Below are 15266 nucleotides of genomic sequence, written 5' to 3'. Positions count from 1 at the left end.
GTCAGGGAAGCTAGACGGCGTGACTGGGTGCAGTCGAACGCATTGGCGCGACTGCCGAGATCAAACGCCTGGCCGATGGAGCGCGCGGTGCCCTCACCGCTCGCAGACACGCTGCAAGTACGTCTGTACAGGCTCGGTGGCGGCATCCATGCCTTCAACGGTCTCGCAAGCGGCGAGGACACCGCACCTGGGAGTTGGCCGGCGGTTTGTCGAAGAGCGAGGAAACCGCCTCGTGCGGCTTGCTGTTTGCTCTGTTTGAAACCTGGCGCACCGACCATCTCCACTGGCCCTTGCCCGCCCACCGTCGCGGGAGCTTACGCAGCATGGATGCCGCGTAGGAGCCTACATGGACGTACTTGCAGCGTGTCCCGCGCTGGTGGGCCGGCAAGGGGCCCTGCAGCCAAACTGCAGACCAGCCGCTCTCCCTGCGATCCCTCTACGCTCTGCAGCCATCACCGCAGACTCCAGCACGCCTGTTCCATCGCGTTACGGCGTATCGAACAACCGATTGCTGCGATGATCGCTGTCCGGAGCGACGACACCCACACGTGCGGCGGCACGCCGATAGTTGTCGAGTCGGTGGATATCGCCGAGCCGGGCGATGTCGTCGTCTTGAACGTCATGCCATCCCCAGCGCTGGAACTGGCCCAGGAACCACTCGCCGTCCGACAGCCACGGCATATTCACCACCCCGCCGCGGTGAAAGGCCAACGCAGTCGCATCATCGGCGGCAGCGCCGCAACCAACATGCGACTCAACCTCGGGATGCGCCCCCAGACACACCGCCAGGTGCGTCGCCGGCACCCCGATATGCTGCGGCTCGGCCAGCCACTGCGCACAGTGCGCGCGATTGGCTGGCGCCGCGTCCAGCCAACGGCAGGCCTCCAGCACGCAAGCGGTCAAGCGCTCGCTCAACTCCGGCTGCAGTGCTGCAAATTCGCGGCGGCAGGCGAGCACCTTCTCCGGATGGCCAGGCCACAACTCGCCGCTGCGGATCACACGCCGCCCCGTGCCCTGCGCTTCGGCCACCGCCGCCCACGGCTCGCCGGAGCAATAGCCGTCGACCAATCCGCTGGCCAACGCCTCGGGCATTTGCGGTGGCGGAATGCTGAGCACATCCACATCGCCGATCGGGTCCACCCCGCCTGCAGCCAGCCAGTAGTACAGCCACAGCGCATGCGTTCCGGTAGGAAAGGTCTGCGCAAACACCGCACGCCGCCCCAATCCTGCCAATGCCTGTGGCAGCGTGCGGCCGGCCGCCAACGCCTGCGCGAGTGCAGGCGCCAGCGTGATCGCCTGGCCGTTGTGATTGAGCGTCATCAGCAATGCCATCGGGCATTGCGGGCCGGCGATGCCCAGGTCGATCGCATACACCAAACTGGCCAGGGTGTGGGCTGCCTCCACTTCACCGGCCAGCAAACGGTCGCGCACGCCGGCCCAGGATGCCTGTCGTTGCAGCTCCAGCTGCAGACCATGTCGATGGTCCAGACCCAGGTGTTGCGCAGCGACCAGCGGCGCGCAGTCGATCAATGGCAGATAGGCCACGCGCAGGACGGGATATTCGGCTTGACTCATAGATTCATCCCAACAACTCGGCCATGGCCACGATGCGGCGCGCCACTTCGGCCAGTTTGACGCCCTGCTTCATCGCCTGCTGGCGTAATGCGGCATAGGCATCGGCCTCGCTCAGGCCACGTTTTTCCATCAGCAAGCCCTTCGCACGGTCGATCTGCTTGCGGTCCTGCAGCGCCTGCTGGACCTCGTCCAGGCGCTTGCGCATGCTGCTTTCCTGCGCAAAACGGGCCAGCGCCACCTGCACGATCGGCGCCAACCGCGCAGGCGCCAAGCCATCCACCACGTACGCCGTCACGCCCGCGCCGACCGCTGCATGGATCAACGCATCGTCGCCATCGCCGGAGAACATCACCACCGGCCGCGGCGCGTGCGCATGCAACATCGACAGCTGCTCCAAGGTATCGCGGGAAGGCGAATCCACGTCGATCACCACCACATCCGGCTGCTGGCGTTGCACGGCATGCAGCAGCGCGCTGACCGAGGCCACGTCATCGAGCACCGTGTAGCCGGCGCGCGTCAGTGCCTGGCGCAGTTCGCCGATCGGCTTTTCGGTATCGTTGACCAGCAAAACACGCATTGACAGCAGCGAGGCATGGACGTGGCCTGATGGTGCCATGCAACATGCCGCTCGTGCGAGCCATCTTTTCGGAGTGTCCGATGCCGTTGTTCCCGTTGTTCGCCAACCTGCAGGGGCGCGCTGTGCTGGTGATCGGTGGCGGCGAAGTCGCCACACGCAAGGTGCTGGCGCTGCTGAAGGCGCAGGCGCACATCCGGCTGTATGCGCATGCGCTTTCGCCCGAACTTGCCCAGCTGCTGCAGGCCGGGCGCTTCGAGCAAATGACAGGCGAGTTCGATCCTGCCTGGATCGACACCGTGTGGCTGGTCGTCGCCGCCACCGATGATGTGGATCTGAATCAACGTGTGGCCGCAGCGGCCGGCGCACGCCAGCGTCTGGTCAATGTCGTGGACGATGCCGAGCTCTCCACCTACCAGGTACCGGCCATTGTCGACCGCGATCCGCTGGTGATTGCGATTTCGTCGGCGGGCGCGGCGCCGATGCTGGCGCGCCGACTGCGCGAGCGACTGGAGCGCGAACTGCATGCGTCGGTGGGTACGCTGGCGGCCTTGTTCGCCCGGCACCGCGAGCGCATTCGTCAGCAGTTGCCGGACATGAACCGGCGGCGCCGCTGGTTCGACCAGGTGATCGACGGGAAGGTGCCGCAATTGCTGCAGGCCGGCGATACCGTCGCCGCCGAAGCCGCCTTTGCCGCTGCGTTGGACGCGGTGGACAGCGTTCCGGCGCGCGGCAGCGTGCAATGGGTCGGTGCCGGCCCGGGCGATCCCGGCCTGCTCACGCTCAATGCCTTGCGTGCCCTGAACCTGGCCGACGTGCTGCTGCTGGCGTCGGACGTGCCCGCCGCGGTGGTGGAACTGGCGCGCCGGGACGCGCAACGGCGCGCCTGGCCGGAGACGCCGGGCGCGCAGCAGGCCGCCGTAGTGGAGTTGGTCGGCGCCGGGCTGCAGGTCGTGGTCCTGCGCATGGGCAGCGGCGATGCCATCCCGGCGGAGCTGGACGCCGCGCTGCACGCGCAGGGCATCCTGTCGGTGCGGGTTCCGGGCTTGCCGCTCCGCTAGATTTTTCCAAGCGCGTTGCCGGATTCGACGCGCTTGAACGCGACTGCCTACCGCGCCAGCAACGCTCGGCGCGCCGTGTCCTGCTGCCAACCCGTGCGTTCGACACACCGATCGCCGGAGCACCCGCCGATACCATCCCAGGGAAATGACGGCCCGCGGCCGCGCAATGGCGCTCGACTGCTACCCGCCGGCGCATGCCATCGGCACCGCGTCACGGCGTGCAGCAAGCCAGGCAACGGCACCCAGCGTGACCGATTTCACCCCCTGCCTGGCCGAAAAAGTCCCCAGCACGGCGCGCGCATCCGCCTACAGTCGAGCACGTCATCCCGGTTCGGACATCGCCACACCATGCAGACGCCTTCGCCGTCCCAGACGTTCCCGCTCGACCGCAGCGATGCGGTCTGCATCATCGGTGCTGGCCCGGGTGGGCTCAGTGCGGCACGCGCGCTCAAGGCGCAGGGGCTGGACTACGACCAGTTCGAACGCCACGGCGACCTGGGCGGGATTTGGGACGTCAGCAACCCCGGCTCGCCGATCTACGACTCCACCCATTTCATTTCCTCGCGCGATCTGTCGGCCTTCATCGGCCATCCCATGCCGCGCCAGTACCCCGACTACCCGTCGCATCGGCAGATCCTGGCCTACCTGCGCAGCTTTGCCGAGACGTTCGGTCTGCGCGAGAAGATCCAGTTCGACACCGCCGTCCTGCGTATCGACAAACAGGCGGACGGGCGCTGGCAGGTGACGTTGGCCGATGGCTCGCAGCGCCTCTACGCCGCGGTGATCTGCGCGTCGGGCGTCAACTGGGACCCCAGCATGCCGCAATTGCCGGGCCACTTCGATAGCGAGATCCGCCACTCGGTGAGTTTCCGGCATGGCGACGAATTTCGTGGCAAGCGCGTGCTGGTGCTGGGGGCCGGCAACTCCGGCGCGGACATCGCCTGCGAGGCGGCCATGCATGCGCAACGCGCCTTTCTGAGCGTGCGCCGCGGATATCACTTCATCCCCAAGCACCTGATGGGGATTCCGGTCGACCAGATCGCCGAAACCGGTCCGCACCTGCCCCTGTGGCTGGCACGCCCGATCTTTTCGGCCCTGCTGCGGCTGGTCAACGGAGACCTGGCCCGGCTGGGGTTGCCCAAGCCGGACCATCGCCTGTTCGAAAGTCACCCGCTGCTCAACGCCCAGCTGCTGCACCATCTCCAGCACGGCAACATCGCCGTCAAACCCGATATCGACCGACTGGACGGCAGGCACGTGGTGTTCAAGGACGGCAGCCGCGAGCAGATCGACCTGCTGCTGTGCGCCACCGGCTACCGCTGGAGCTGCCCGTATGCCAGCGAGTATTTCCTCTGGAACGGCGGACGCCCGCAGATGTACCTGTCGATGTTCAACCGCACGCATCGCAATCTGTTCGGGATCGGCTACCTGGAAACCAATTCCAGCGCGTACAAGCTGTTCGACACCCAGGCCCACATGATCGCGTCCTACCTGACCGCGCAGCGCCGCGATCCTGCCAGCGCACGCCGCTTCGATGCATTGATCGAAAACGATACACCGGACCTGTCCGGCGGCATCCGTTTCGTGGCATCGCAGCGCCACGCCGTCTACATCGAGGCGCATGCATTCAAACGCTATCTGCATCAGCTGCGCAGGCGATTGGGCTGGGGCGAACTGGGCGAACACATGTACGACGCGCTCAAGCTCGACGCCGGTGGCGATCCACGCATGCGCACTACCGCCACCGCACGGCTGGCCGACAGCGAGGTTGCCCATGGCTAAGCCGCAGGATCTGCGCGGCTGGAATGCGGTGATCACCGGCGGCGCCGGCGGGCTGGGACGCGCGATCGCCGCGCGCCTGATCCAGCGCGGCGTGCGCTGCCTGCTGGTGGATATCGATGCCGATGCACTGGCACGTGCGGTGCAGGCGCTGGGGCCGTTGGCGTGCGCGCAGGTGGCCGACCTGACCGATCCGGCCGCGCGCGACCGTCTCGCCGAGCGGCTCGACACGGATTGGGGCCAGTTGCAGCTGTTGGTCAACAATGCCGGCATCGTCGGCACCACGCCGTTCGAGCAGCGCACGCCGGCGTCGATCCGCGGCGAACTGGAGTTGAACCTGATGGCGCCGTTGTTGCTCACGCACCGGTTGCTGCCGCTGCTGCAGCGCAGTGGCGACGGGCGCGTGGTGAACATCGTCTCGCTGGGCGGCATGTTCCCGTTGCCGGAATCGACGGTCTACTCGGCCAGCAAGTTCGGGCTGCGCGGTGCCATGCTCTGCCTGGGACTGGACGGCGCACGCCTGGGTATTCGCGTCTCCATCGTCAACCCGTCGGCCACCGACACCCCGATGCTGATGCGCGAGGCCCTCAACGGCGGCAACAAGTTGCAGTTCATGGATCGGCCGCAACAACCGGACGAAGTCGCATTGCAGGTGTTGCGGTGCCTGGACGCACCGTGCCTGGAGCGCTTCGTGCGCCCCAGCGAATCGTGGACGGTGCGGCTGGCCATGCTGCTGCCCAACCTGCTGACGCGCGCCCTGCCGCTGTTCGCACGCAGCGCCGAGCGTGGGCATCGCAACTATCTTGCGTCGCTGCAGCAGCGCGGCCTGATTCGCCCGCGCCAGGACGGATGGGAAGTGGTGCCGCCCGCTCACCGCGAAGACCCGCACACCCTCGCCGCAACGCGAGCAACTACGCAGCGGACCTGAGCCGCTGCTGGCACCCGCACACGCAGCGCATGCGGCGGCAGCGCTGTTGGAGGGCAAACCGGCGCGCAGTGCGGCCAAATACCGTGTCTGGTCGAACCCTCAGCGCGGATCGCGCGCCTGTCCGGGCGAACGACCGGACCACCGTTGAAAGGCGCGCCGAAACGCCCGTGCATCGGCGTATCCCACCGCTTGCGCCACCTCGGCCACGGTCATCTGCGAATTGCGCAGCAGATCCTGCGCACGTTCGTAGCGGGCGGCATCGCGCAGTGCCCGGTAGCCGACCTGTTGCGCACCGAGCCGACGCCGTAACGTGCGCTCGCTGCAATTGGCCTGGCGCGCCAGCTCCGGTTGCCGCGGCGCACGCTCGGCATCGCTGCGCAGCCGCAGTGCGATCGATTCGACCAACTCGTTGCGCGACGACGGCCGCTGAATCAGGGTCTCCAATTGTTGCCGCAACAGTCCGCAGGTGGTGCGGTCGTAGCCCGGCAACCGCGCGGCCAGCCACTTTGCCTCCAGCGTCATCCGGTTGCGACCAGCGCCAAACCGCACCGGGCAGCGAAAAAAACGCGTGTAGATCTCCAGCGGGGCCGATCGCGCGAAGGCCAGTTCCACCGCGCGCGGTCGGATGTCCGGCCCCAGCATGCAGCGACTGACATTGAGGGCACCGGCAAAGGCTTCCTCGATGAGGTAAGGCTCGATCTCCAGGTCGAATACATGCGGCACCAGTTCGATGCAGGCTTCGGGGCCTTGCTGTGCGAACAGGTGCTGCATCATCGCCCCGGCTTCGTGCTGATGCCCCAGGCCATAGGCGATGGCTTCGCCGAAGGTTTCGCAGGTGAGCATGGCCAGCCCGGTCAGTCCCCATGACACCGGCCGTTGCCGCATGCCGGCCGCCAGGCCCATCGCCGGCTCGTCCAGCAGACGGCGTGCGCGCAGGATCAGCGCACGCACCTGCTGGTAGGACAGCAGCAGGTCGCGGTCGTGCAGGTCGCGGTCGGTGAATCCCAACCCCTTGCACAGCCGCTCCGGCGCGTGTCCTCGATCTTCGACCAGGCCCAGCAGCGAGCGCACGGTGTTGGGAACGATGTTGGCGGTGCGGCGGTTATCGGCCGGCGCAGGACGCGCGTTGCCGACCTCGGAGATGGGCTGGCTGCGGGTGACGGCCGCGCGCGCACGCGGCATGCTCAGCAGTGCTCCGCGGAGCGTTCGCGTTCGCCGCGGTGCCAGCGTGCCGTGCAGCCAATAACGCCACAATGCAGCGCGTGCCATGTGGCGGTACAAGCCGGCCGGAGCCGAACGTCTTGCATGCGTTGCGTCCTCGCGACAATGCGGCCTCAACCGCTCGGCCGCACTTTAGCGCAAGTGATGACGTGCAGGTCCAGCCAACAGCTGCCGGCGCGTCAAACCATCAATCCCGCAACAGACGCTTGCGCGTGCTGTCGCGCACATCCACGTCGAAGGTGACCTGCAAGGTCATCGCCTCGGCATGCCCAGCGCCCGCATCGAAACTGAACTGAAGCCCGTCACGGCGCGGTAGCTGGCGTGCGTGTTCCTCCAGCGCGTCGCGCGGGATCGCCAGTTGCCAATGATCGGTGGCGCAATTACATGCGGCGTGACCGCCGGTGAGGCTCACGCTGTGTCTCACCAACCGCGCGCCCTGCCCGCTCGGCAATCGGCTGAGATTGTCGACGCTACGCCCGGCCAGCAGGCTGGCCAGCTCGTCCTCGTCGATACGAAAGCGCAGATGTTGGCCTTCAATCTGGATTTTCATGGATCAGCCGGCTCCATTGCTCGGGCGTATTGCAATTGACGAACTCGGCGCGTTCGCTGGCAGTGACAGTCACGCGATGGCACTGCAGTGAATGCTGCAAGGCGCGCAGCGAGCGTGACGATGCAGCGCCCGCCATCAGCACCGTCAACGCCTCGCGCACGCTGGCATCCAGCCGCAGGCACATCGGCAGCATCTGGTCCTCGAAGGCCACACAGCAATGTTGCGACGGCGCAAGCAGCTTGCCCAGCAACGCGGCCGACAACAGCGGCATATCCACCGGCACCACCAACAGCGTGGTCGCGTCGGCCGCGTTCGCGATCACACTTGCCAGCCCGCCGAGCGGGCCCAGATCGGGATGGACGTCGGCAATGCCGGCATATTCGGGCCGGTTGCCGCTGACCACCACGTGCTGCGCACCGGCCTGGCGCAGCAGCGCCTGCATCTGTTCCAGCAACGGACGTCCATGCCAGGGCAGCAAGGCCTTGTCCTGCCCCATGCGCGACGAACGTCCACCGGCCAGCACCACGCCCGTCCACGGCTGCTGCAGCGTCATGCGACAGCCCCGGGATGGGCGGCACCCACCGGCGTGTTCATGGCTCGATGGCCGGCGCGGCCGGGTGCAGGTGGCCCAGTCCGAAGACCTGGGCATGCGTGCTCGCTGCGGCGCCTTCGTCCTGTGGCTCCAGTACCGCCCAGACGTTGGCCTGCAGCAACGGGGCCACACGAAAGGATTCCTGCTGCGGCAGGATCTGCACCGACAACGCGCCGGCCGCACTGCACAGCAGGCGTGCCCGCAGATGCTGCCGCCAGATCGGCCTGGCCTGCATCGGTGCCTCTAATGCGACGCGCACGCCATGCTCAACCGGCATGCCCAACAAACCGCGCAATGCCGGCTCGACGAAAAAGCGCAGACCGGCCGCGCTGGCCATCGGGTTGCCGGGCAACCCCATATACAGCGCGCCATCGCTAAAGCGCGCAAGCAGCACCGGTTTGCCCGGTCGCACTGCGACCTTATGAAACAGCACTTCGGCAGCGTGGCGTGCCAATGCCTCCGGGATGAAATCGTACCGACCACGCGAAACGGCGCCGGTGCTCAGGATGAGATCGGCACCGGCATGGCGGGCCTGTGCCAGTGACGCATCGAACGCAGCATCGTCGTCGCCTAACTGCCCACGCCACACGACATCGGCGCCGGCGGCACGCAACTGAGCCAGCAGATAACTGCTGGTGCCATCGCGGATCTGGCCCGGCTGCAGGGGTTGTGCAGGGTCGCCGATCAACTCGCGTCCAGTGGCGATCAAGGCCACGCGCGGCCGCCGCACCACCTGCACATGCGCGCAGCCCAGGCCGGCGAGCAGCATCAGATGCGCACCGCGCAGCATGGTGCCGGCGTCGATCACGCGATCGTGCAAGCGCACGTCTTCGCCGCGACGACGGATGTGCTGGCCCGCACGCACCGGCTGACACAGGCGGATGCGGCTGGGGCGCTCGCCGTCGTGCGCGAGGATCTGCACTTGCTCGATCGGCACTACCGCATCGGCACCCGGCGGCACGCCGGCGCCGGTCATGATTTCCCAGGCCGCACCGATCGCAGCCGCACCGGCGTCCTGCCCTGCCGCAACGGTACCGCTCACCACGTACTCGCGGTCTGCCAACGCACCCCTCCCCGCGGTCGCCAATGCAAACCCATCCATTGCGCTGTTGTCGAAGGGCGGCAACTCGGCCTGGCTCGACAAGGCGTCGGCAAGCACGCGACCTTCGGCATCGACGCTTGCCACCCACTCGCTGGCAAGGGGTGCGACGTGCGCGTGGACCAGCGCGAGTGCTTCGGCATAGCTGATCATGTGCAGGACAGTGCCGACCAATGGATGACCCGGCTAGGATACCGGCCCCTGGCGCAGCAGGTACAGGCGTGGCCGTGCGGGGCCGTCGTGTGTCCATCCGCCACATGATGGGCATCACCGTAGACACCACGCTTGAAGCTGCTCGAACGGTATGCAGACAGTGTGCGCTGCAAGGTTGCAGGCCTTCCTTGATCAACTGCACGCATGCAATTCGTCGACGTCGTGGGCTGGCTCGCCAGCATCATCCTGATCGCCACCTTGATCCGGCAGATCTACAAACAATGGCGCTCCGACGCCGCGCAGGGCGTCTCGCGCTGGTTGTTCCTCGGCCAGATCAGTGCTTCGGTGTTGTTCATCCTCTACAGCTATCTGGTTGGCAACGCGGTGTTTATCGTCAGCAATGTGCTGATCCTGCTGACGGCCCTGACCGGCTATGCATTGCAGCGGGTCAAGCGCCGCAGGCTGGAACGCGCAGCGTAGACAGGCTGCGTGGACTCCTGCCGGCCGGTCGAGCTTAGTCAGCCGTTCTTTTCGCCGACTTGTGTGGTCTTGCCGATGCGGCTGTGGCCCTCTTCGCAGCGATCTTCTTGGCCGCTTTTTTCGCGATGACACTGGGCGTCTTCTTGGCGGCCGCCTTGGGCACGGCCGCCTTTTTCGCTACGCCCGGCTTGCGCACCTTCGCGGCCGGCATGGCATCCGCCGCTGCTTCGGCGGGCGCATCCGGTACGCGCACGCTGATCCAGGTGGGTGCATGGTCGCTGGCCTTTTCCAGCGCACGTACCCACTTGTCGACGCCGGCGTCTTGCAGGCCGTGCGCCAGCGTGCGATTGAGTAGCAGATGATCGATGCGCAACCCACGGTCGCGCGCAAAGTGCTGACGGAAGTAATCCCAGAACGTATAGATCGGCGTGTGGCCATGGATGGCCAGCAGGCTGTCGGTCCAGCCCTGTGCCAGCAGGGTCTGGTAGGCCTCGCGGCTCTCCGGCTGCAGCAGGGCGTCCTTGCGCCAGCCCTTGGGGTCGTAGATATCCGCATCGGTCGGCACCACATTGAAGTCGCCGATCAGCGCCACCGGATGCGGCAGGTCCACCAGCGTTTTCGCATGCCGGATCAAGCGTTCGAACCATGCAAGCTTGTAGTCGAACTTCGGCCCGGGCTGCGGGTTGCCGTTGGGCAAATACAGGCAGGCCACCACCACGCCATGGATCGCCGCCTCCAGATAGCGGCTTTGCGTATCGCGTGGATCCCAGGGCAACCAGCGACGAATCTCCACTGGCTCGGTCCCCCGCGCGAGCAGCGCCACGCCATTCCAGGACTTTTCGCCCTGCCAGATCACACCGTACCCGGCATCGCGGATTGCCTGCTCCGGAAACGCAGCTTGCGTCGATTTCAATTCCTGCAGGCCCACGATGTCCGGTTGCTCGCGCTGCAGCCATTCCAGCAAGTGCGGCAGACGGCTGGCAATACCGTTGACGTTGAACGTCGCGATCTTACGTAAGGTACCTGACATGGGTGCAAGTGGCCGCTTCCGTGGTGCAACAGCATGACCGCCGCTTGATTAAGCCGATGCTCAAGCGAGGTGAAGCTGCACTGCGTGCCCCGGCCCATGCTCACGCGTGGCACACCACCGGCGCTCTTAGCTTGAAGCACATTCATTGATGGGAATTGCCATGCGACATTCCGCACTGTTGATCGGCCTTGCGCTCTGCGCCAGTTGCTCGCGCAGCCCGCCGTCGGTCACCCCGCCCGGCGCACCGGAAACGCCCAAAACCAATGTGCTGGAAGCCGGCGCGAAAGTGCTGCAGCCCAGCGGCCCGGTCGGCAAGCTGGACATCTATCTGGTCGGCTTCCATCCGATGAAGGATGCGCCAGATGAGCAAATGGAGGCGCATCACTATTGCCAGCAGGTCAATGAAGATCTTGCCCAATGCGCGCTCTACGACGGCAACACCGACCGTGCCAACCTCACCGGTATCGAGTACATCATCTCGGAGACGTTATTTGCGCAGTTGCCGGCACACGAGCGCAACTTCTGGCATCCGCATAACGGTGAAATTCTTTCCGGCCAGCTCTCTGCTCCCAACCTGCCGCAGGTCGCAGAGAAGGAACTGATGCGCAGCAAGATCAACAGCTACGGCAAGACCTGGCACACCTGGCATTCGCGCAAGGGCACCGCGCCTGGCGACACCTTGCCGCTGGGCGAGCCGATGCTGGCGTGGTCGTTCAATCGCGATGGTGAGTTGCAGCAACCGTTGATTGCGCAACGCGATCAGGCCGTTTCGGTGTCCACCGCAGAGCGCCGCGCCAACCGTCAAGAGCTTGTGCCGCTGGCAAAGCCGCAAGAAGGCGTGGATGCATTACGTGCCCATTTTCCCAACGCCCAACCCATACCCGGGGTGACCGACGCAAGGGGCAAGCATCTCTGAGCCCAGGAGACACCCTGCTGCACCAACGTGCAGCAGGGTCAGGCGTGGCGCGCGTACTTGGCAATGCGTTAGAGCCTGGAAAAACGCGCGATGCAGCTAGCGGTACGCACGTACCCTGCCCTGTTGCACACGCCAGATGCCAAGCGATTCCCGGCAGCGCCTGCAGCGCAACTCAGTGCGACCAAGGTTCTCCGACGCTAGGGCACAAACCCCGCACGCACGCACCCATCGTGTTTGTGCTTGAACATGTCGTAGCCCCGCACGGCGTCTTCCAGCGGCATCTTGTGGGTCAGCAAAAATCCGGATTTCAAACGTCCCGCCTGCGCCAGGTCCAGCAACCTGGGCACGTATCGCTGCCCATGTTGCTGCGCGGTTCGCACCGTCAGACCTTTGTTCATCACGGCACCCAGCGGAAACTTGTCCATCACTCCGTACACGCCCAAGACCGACAGGATGCCGCCCTTGCGGCAGGCGAGGATGGCTTCGCGCAACGCCTGGCCGCGATCGGTGTGCAGGTGCAAAGCCTGCTTGACCCGATCGTAGGTATGGCCGATCCCGGTGCCATGCGCCTCCATTCCGACCGCATCGATACAGGCATCCGGGCCACGCCCACCGGTCATTTCGCGCAGGACATCCACCACGCTGTCGACCGCCGAATAATCGATCACCTCCACACCTAACACATCGCGCGCCATTGCCAGACGCTCCGGCAAGCGGTCGATGCCGATCACGCGTTCCGCGCCCAGGATGCGAGCGCTTTGCTGGGCCATCAGCCCCACGCCACCGCAACCCCATACCGCCACCGTGTCGCCGGGCTGGATATTGCAAAAGTCTGCACCCATGAAGCCAGTCGGCCCCGCGTCCGAGAGAAACAGCGCATCTTCGTCGGAGACCCCATCGGGCACCTCGAAACACCCCACATCCGCATGCGGCACGCGGATGTAGGTTGCGTGCGAACCTGCGTAACCGCCAAAGGCGTGCGTGTAGCCGTAAATCCCGGCGGTTGCATGCCCAAGCAAGGGTTCCTGCATTTCCCAGTTGGGGTTGGTGTTGTCGCACAGCGAAAATTCCTTGCGCTCGCAATGCCAGCAACCGCCACAGGAAACAAACGACGGCACCACCACGCGCTGACCCACGCGCACGTTTTTCACTGCGTTGCCTACCTCCACCACCGTACCCATGAACTCGTGGCCGATGACATCGCCTTCGCGCATGGTTGGCAGGTAGCCGTCGATGAAATGCAGATCAGAGCCGCAGGTGGTGGTGAGCCCGACCTTCAGGATCACATCGCGGGGATTGACCAGCACCGGATCGGGCACGGTTTCCACCCGCAAATCGTTGATGCCATTCCAGCACAGTGCTCGCACAGAAAAGCCCTCCTCAAGAATGCGCGTGCGTCGACGCGCGCGCCGCTGGGGTATGCAACAAGGTCGGCACCTCCCCGGCCTCCAGCCATGCGCGCAATCGCCGTAGTCCCTTGCCGACCAGCACGTACGGCGCGGGATTCACCAGCTTGGTGAACACCTGCGCCAGCAGGCCTTCGACCGCATAGTGCAGGCTTAGCGTCGCTTCGCTGGCTTCACGCCCACGTGCAGGGCGCACCTGCAATACGATAGCGAGCTGCAGCCCATGTTCGCCCTCGGCCTCGTAACGCACCGACTCGCCCAGCCGCGCATCTGCGCGGCGCAAGCTCGCCTCCACATCCTGACGCAGCGGCGCGTGCAGCTTCCAGCGGGACGCATGGCCGTCGCCGGAGACCAGCTCGGCAGCACCTTCCAACACGCGTTGCTGCACATTCGCATCGCACCAGGCATCCAGTATCTGATGAGGTTCGGCACGGATGGTCATGCTGCGTACGATGTGCGTACCGTCATCGTCTGTACGTACCGGATCGGTCGGTAATGCAGCCATGGCTCAGCGGGCTCCGGCGTTCTTGTCGTCGGCCTGCAATGCCTTGGCGCTGCTCAGATGATCGGCGACGTGATGGCGCGTAGTCTGCAGGTGTTCGCGCACCGGCGGTGTCTTTGCCTGCGGGATCAGCTTGCTGTCGAGCGCGGTTAATGCGTCGGTGTGGTTTTTCACCATCGCAGTGATATAGGCCGTTTCGAATGCATGACCGTCCAGCTTCTGCAGCTTTGCCAACTCCGCCTTGCCCTTCGTCATCTGCAGCTTTGCACCCGCGGCGGACGTGTCCGGTTGCCATTTGGCGATCTTTTGGTTGTTGTCGGTGTGTTCCTTGATCATGCGCGTGGCGTAGTCGCGTGCGCCGCCTTGCACCTGCTTCTGCAATGCCAGATTTGCCGCGTTGATTTCGCTGATGTTGATGGCACTCAGCATACCGAGCGCCTCGCGCTCGTCCTCGCTGGGTGTCGCTGCACCCGCGGTTTGCTGCCCGGCGGGCATTGCAGACTGTGTCCGGTCCTGTGCTTGCGCAGATACGCTGGCGCCAACGCACAGGGCCAGGACAAGGACAAGGATGATCGGGCGACGTGTGTTCATGGAAGTCTCCAGCTGGATGAAGTCGCTCGATGCTGGGCCTGGCTGCGTGACTCGATCGTCGCGCCAGCGTCGAGAACTGGCGAGGCTGCGTGCTGCAGCGCAACGCATCGTCACACTGTGTGAAGGTCACGCAGTCGACGTTTTCCTCCAACTTTGAATTCGCTGACGACCATGACGCTGGGCGGCAGCGCGGGATACCGCATCATCGGCTATCGAAAACGCTGTTTTGGAAGAACGCAATCGCTCGCCGCCAGCGCCTGGCGCTGCCATCATCAAGGCAATGGTCGGCTTCCCCGGGACATCGAGGATCGGCTCTACGTGCATTCTGTGCTGCAGTCGTCCCACTGGCAGTACTGTGGCGATGCACGCGCACCGCGAGCCCCTTTGCCCCGCAGCAAGGGCGCAATCACGGGCAAGCTCGCGCTGCAGCGCTGGGCGCTGCAACGTCGATTCACGGCATAGGGTCAAGCCTACAGCGTCCCGTCGGCGTCCCGTGTCATGCACCAGGATCCGCCGGCCCCAGCTGATTGGCGGCCAATATCTCGTCGATACGTTTGACGATCTGCGCTGCCTGCTCCTGCGATTGCGCCGCACCGGTGATCTTTTCGGAACGGGCCCGGAACACATCCCAAAAATCGTCCGGGTGCTGACTGCGCATCTCCGGTAATGCTTCGGCAAGCTGCTTCAATTGTGCATCGATGTCAGGTGTCATCACGGTCTCCTCTGCTGTGCTCACGCTACCGCTGCGCCGGTGAGCCCGATGCCAACGTGGTGCGCAGACCGCGTTATCCGCATCACAACGTTATCCG

Annotated in this window: 17 protein-coding genes; 6 read left to right on the top strand and 11 right to left on the bottom strand. The window is 65.3% G+C overall.

What is annotated here, in order from left to right:
- Positions 1 to 486: 486 nt before the first annotated feature.
- Complete coding sequence (locus ACCQ15_RS10450) at positions 487 to 1575, bottom strand: CmpA/NrtA family ABC transporter substrate-binding protein (RefSeq protein ID WP_372190681.1); 1089 nt, start codon at positions 1573 to 1575, stop codon at positions 487 to 489.
- A 4-nt stretch (positions 1576 to 1579) separates the two neighbouring features.
- Positions 1580 to 2152, bottom strand: coding sequence for an ANTAR domain-containing response regulator (locus tag ACCQ15_RS10445; protein ID WP_008575394.1), 573 nt, complete (start codon positions 2150 to 2152; stop codon positions 1580 to 1582).
- Between the two features lie 80 nt (positions 2153 to 2232).
- Here ACCQ15_RS10445 and ACCQ15_RS10440 point away from each other — a divergent pair, with 80 nt between their 5' ends.
- The 3 genes from ACCQ15_RS10440 (at position 2233) to ACCQ15_RS10430 (ending at position 5917) form a co-directional block, all read left to right on the top strand.
- On the top strand, positions 2233 to 3210 hold the full coding sequence (locus ACCQ15_RS10440; protein WP_372172591.1) for an NAD(P)-dependent oxidoreductase: 978 nt from the start codon (positions 2233 to 2235) through the stop codon (positions 3208 to 3210).
- A 348-nt stretch (positions 3211 to 3558) separates the two neighbouring features.
- Entirely contained in the window at positions 3559 to 4992 is a 1434-nt protein-coding gene (locus ACCQ15_RS10435) for a flavin-containing monooxygenase (protein WP_372381480.1), read from the top strand.
- Positions 4985 to 5917 carry an SDR family NAD(P)-dependent oxidoreductase gene (locus tag ACCQ15_RS10430; RefSeq protein WP_011347325.1) on the top strand — a complete coding sequence of 311 codons (933 nt, stop codon included), beginning with the start codon at positions 4985 to 4987 and terminating at the stop codon, positions 5915 to 5917. The genes ACCQ15_RS10435 and ACCQ15_RS10430 overlap by 8 nt, the downstream gene beginning before the upstream one ends.
- 99 nt (positions 5918 to 6016) lie before the next feature.
- Here ACCQ15_RS10430 and ACCQ15_RS10425 read toward each other — a convergent pair whose 3' ends face one another.
- The 4 genes from ACCQ15_RS10425 to ACCQ15_RS10410 form a co-directional block, all read right to left on the bottom strand.
- Positions 6017 to 7099, bottom strand: a complete 1083-nt coding sequence (locus tag ACCQ15_RS10425) for an AraC family transcriptional regulator (protein ID WP_029819399.1) — start codon at positions 7097 to 7099, stop codon at positions 6017 to 6019.
- A 226-nt stretch (positions 7100 to 7325) separates the two neighbouring features.
- Entirely contained in the window at positions 7326 to 7688 is a 363-nt protein-coding gene (locus ACCQ15_RS10420; RefSeq protein ID WP_008575384.1) for a hypothetical protein, read from the bottom strand.
- On the bottom strand, positions 7672 to 8241 hold the full coding sequence (locus tag ACCQ15_RS10415) for a molybdenum cofactor guanylyltransferase (RefSeq protein ID WP_014090163.1): 570 nt from the start codon (positions 8239 to 8241) through the stop codon (positions 7672 to 7674). Before ACCQ15_RS10415 ends, ACCQ15_RS10420 begins: the two co-directional genes overlap by 17 nt.
- 37 nt (positions 8242 to 8278) lie before the next feature.
- Entirely contained in the window at positions 8279 to 9553 is a 1275-nt protein-coding gene (locus ACCQ15_RS10410; RefSeq protein ID WP_372381479.1) for a molybdopterin molybdotransferase MoeA, read from the bottom strand.
- Positions 9554 to 9736: 183 nt separating this feature from the next.
- Here ACCQ15_RS10410 and ACCQ15_RS10405 point away from each other — a divergent pair, with 183 nt between their 5' ends.
- Entirely contained in the window at positions 9737 to 10012 is a 276-nt protein-coding gene (locus ACCQ15_RS10405; RefSeq protein WP_031422621.1) for a PQ-loop domain-containing transporter, read from the top strand.
- Between the two features lie 34 nt (positions 10013 to 10046).
- Here the strand turns inward: ACCQ15_RS10405 and xth are convergent, their stop codons facing one another.
- The gene (gene xth, locus ACCQ15_RS10400) at positions 10047 to 11042 is read right to left on the bottom strand and encodes an exodeoxyribonuclease III (RefSeq protein WP_277573095.1); all 996 of its coding nucleotides are present in this window, start codon (positions 11040 to 11042) and stop codon (positions 10047 to 10049) included.
- Between the two features lie 145 nt (positions 11043 to 11187).
- On the opposite strand from xth, the gene ACCQ15_RS10395 reads away from it, so the two are divergent.
- On the top strand, positions 11188 to 11958 hold the full coding sequence (locus ACCQ15_RS10395) for an OBAP family protein (RefSeq protein WP_372381478.1): 771 nt from the start codon (positions 11188 to 11190) through the stop codon (positions 11956 to 11958).
- A gap of 197 nt (positions 11959 to 12155) precedes the next feature.
- Here the strand turns inward: ACCQ15_RS10395 and ACCQ15_RS10390 are convergent, their stop codons facing one another.
- Genes ACCQ15_RS10390 through ACCQ15_RS10380 form a run of 3 tightly spaced genes read right to left on the bottom strand, consistent with a single transcriptional unit; the run spans position 12156 to position 14457 of the window.
- A complete protein-coding gene (locus ACCQ15_RS10390; RefSeq protein ID WP_372358918.1) occupies positions 12156 to 13325 on the bottom strand; it encodes a zinc-dependent alcohol dehydrogenase in 1170 nt (389 codons plus the stop codon).
- A 13-nt stretch (positions 13326 to 13338) separates the two neighbouring features.
- Positions 13339 to 13869 (bottom strand): SRPBCC family protein, encoded by a 531-nt coding sequence (locus tag ACCQ15_RS10385; RefSeq protein ID WP_218491894.1) that lies wholly within the window; start codon positions 13867 to 13869, stop codon positions 13339 to 13341.
- 3 nt (positions 13870 to 13872) lie between these two features.
- Complete coding sequence (locus tag ACCQ15_RS10380; RefSeq protein ID WP_218491895.1) at positions 13873 to 14457, bottom strand: DUF4142 domain-containing protein; 585 nt, start codon at positions 14455 to 14457, stop codon at positions 13873 to 13875.
- Positions 14458 to 14628: 171 nt separating this feature from the next.
- Between ACCQ15_RS10380 and ACCQ15_RS10375 the strand changes: the two genes are divergently transcribed.
- Positions 14629 to 14919 (top strand): hypothetical protein, encoded by a 291-nt coding sequence (locus ACCQ15_RS10375; RefSeq protein ID WP_372381477.1) that lies wholly within the window; start codon positions 14629 to 14631, stop codon positions 14917 to 14919.
- Positions 14920 to 14953: 34 nt separating this feature from the next.
- On the opposite strand, the gene ACCQ15_RS10370 is transcribed toward ACCQ15_RS10375, so the two are convergent.
- Positions 14954 to 15169: a hypothetical protein gene (locus ACCQ15_RS10370; RefSeq protein WP_008575367.1), complete on the bottom strand. Its 216-nt coding sequence runs from the start codon at positions 15167 to 15169 to the stop codon at positions 14954 to 14956.
- Positions 15170 to 15266 lie beyond the last annotated feature (97 nt).

The sequence above is a fragment of the Xanthomonas sp. NCPPB 1754 genome (assembly GCF_041475725.2).
GTDB lineage: Bacteria > Pseudomonadota > Gammaproteobacteria > Xanthomonadales > Xanthomonadaceae > Xanthomonas > Xanthomonas euvesicatoria.
Note: the sequence above shows the minus strand (reverse complement) of the source record. Positions and strands in the feature narration are given on the sequence as shown.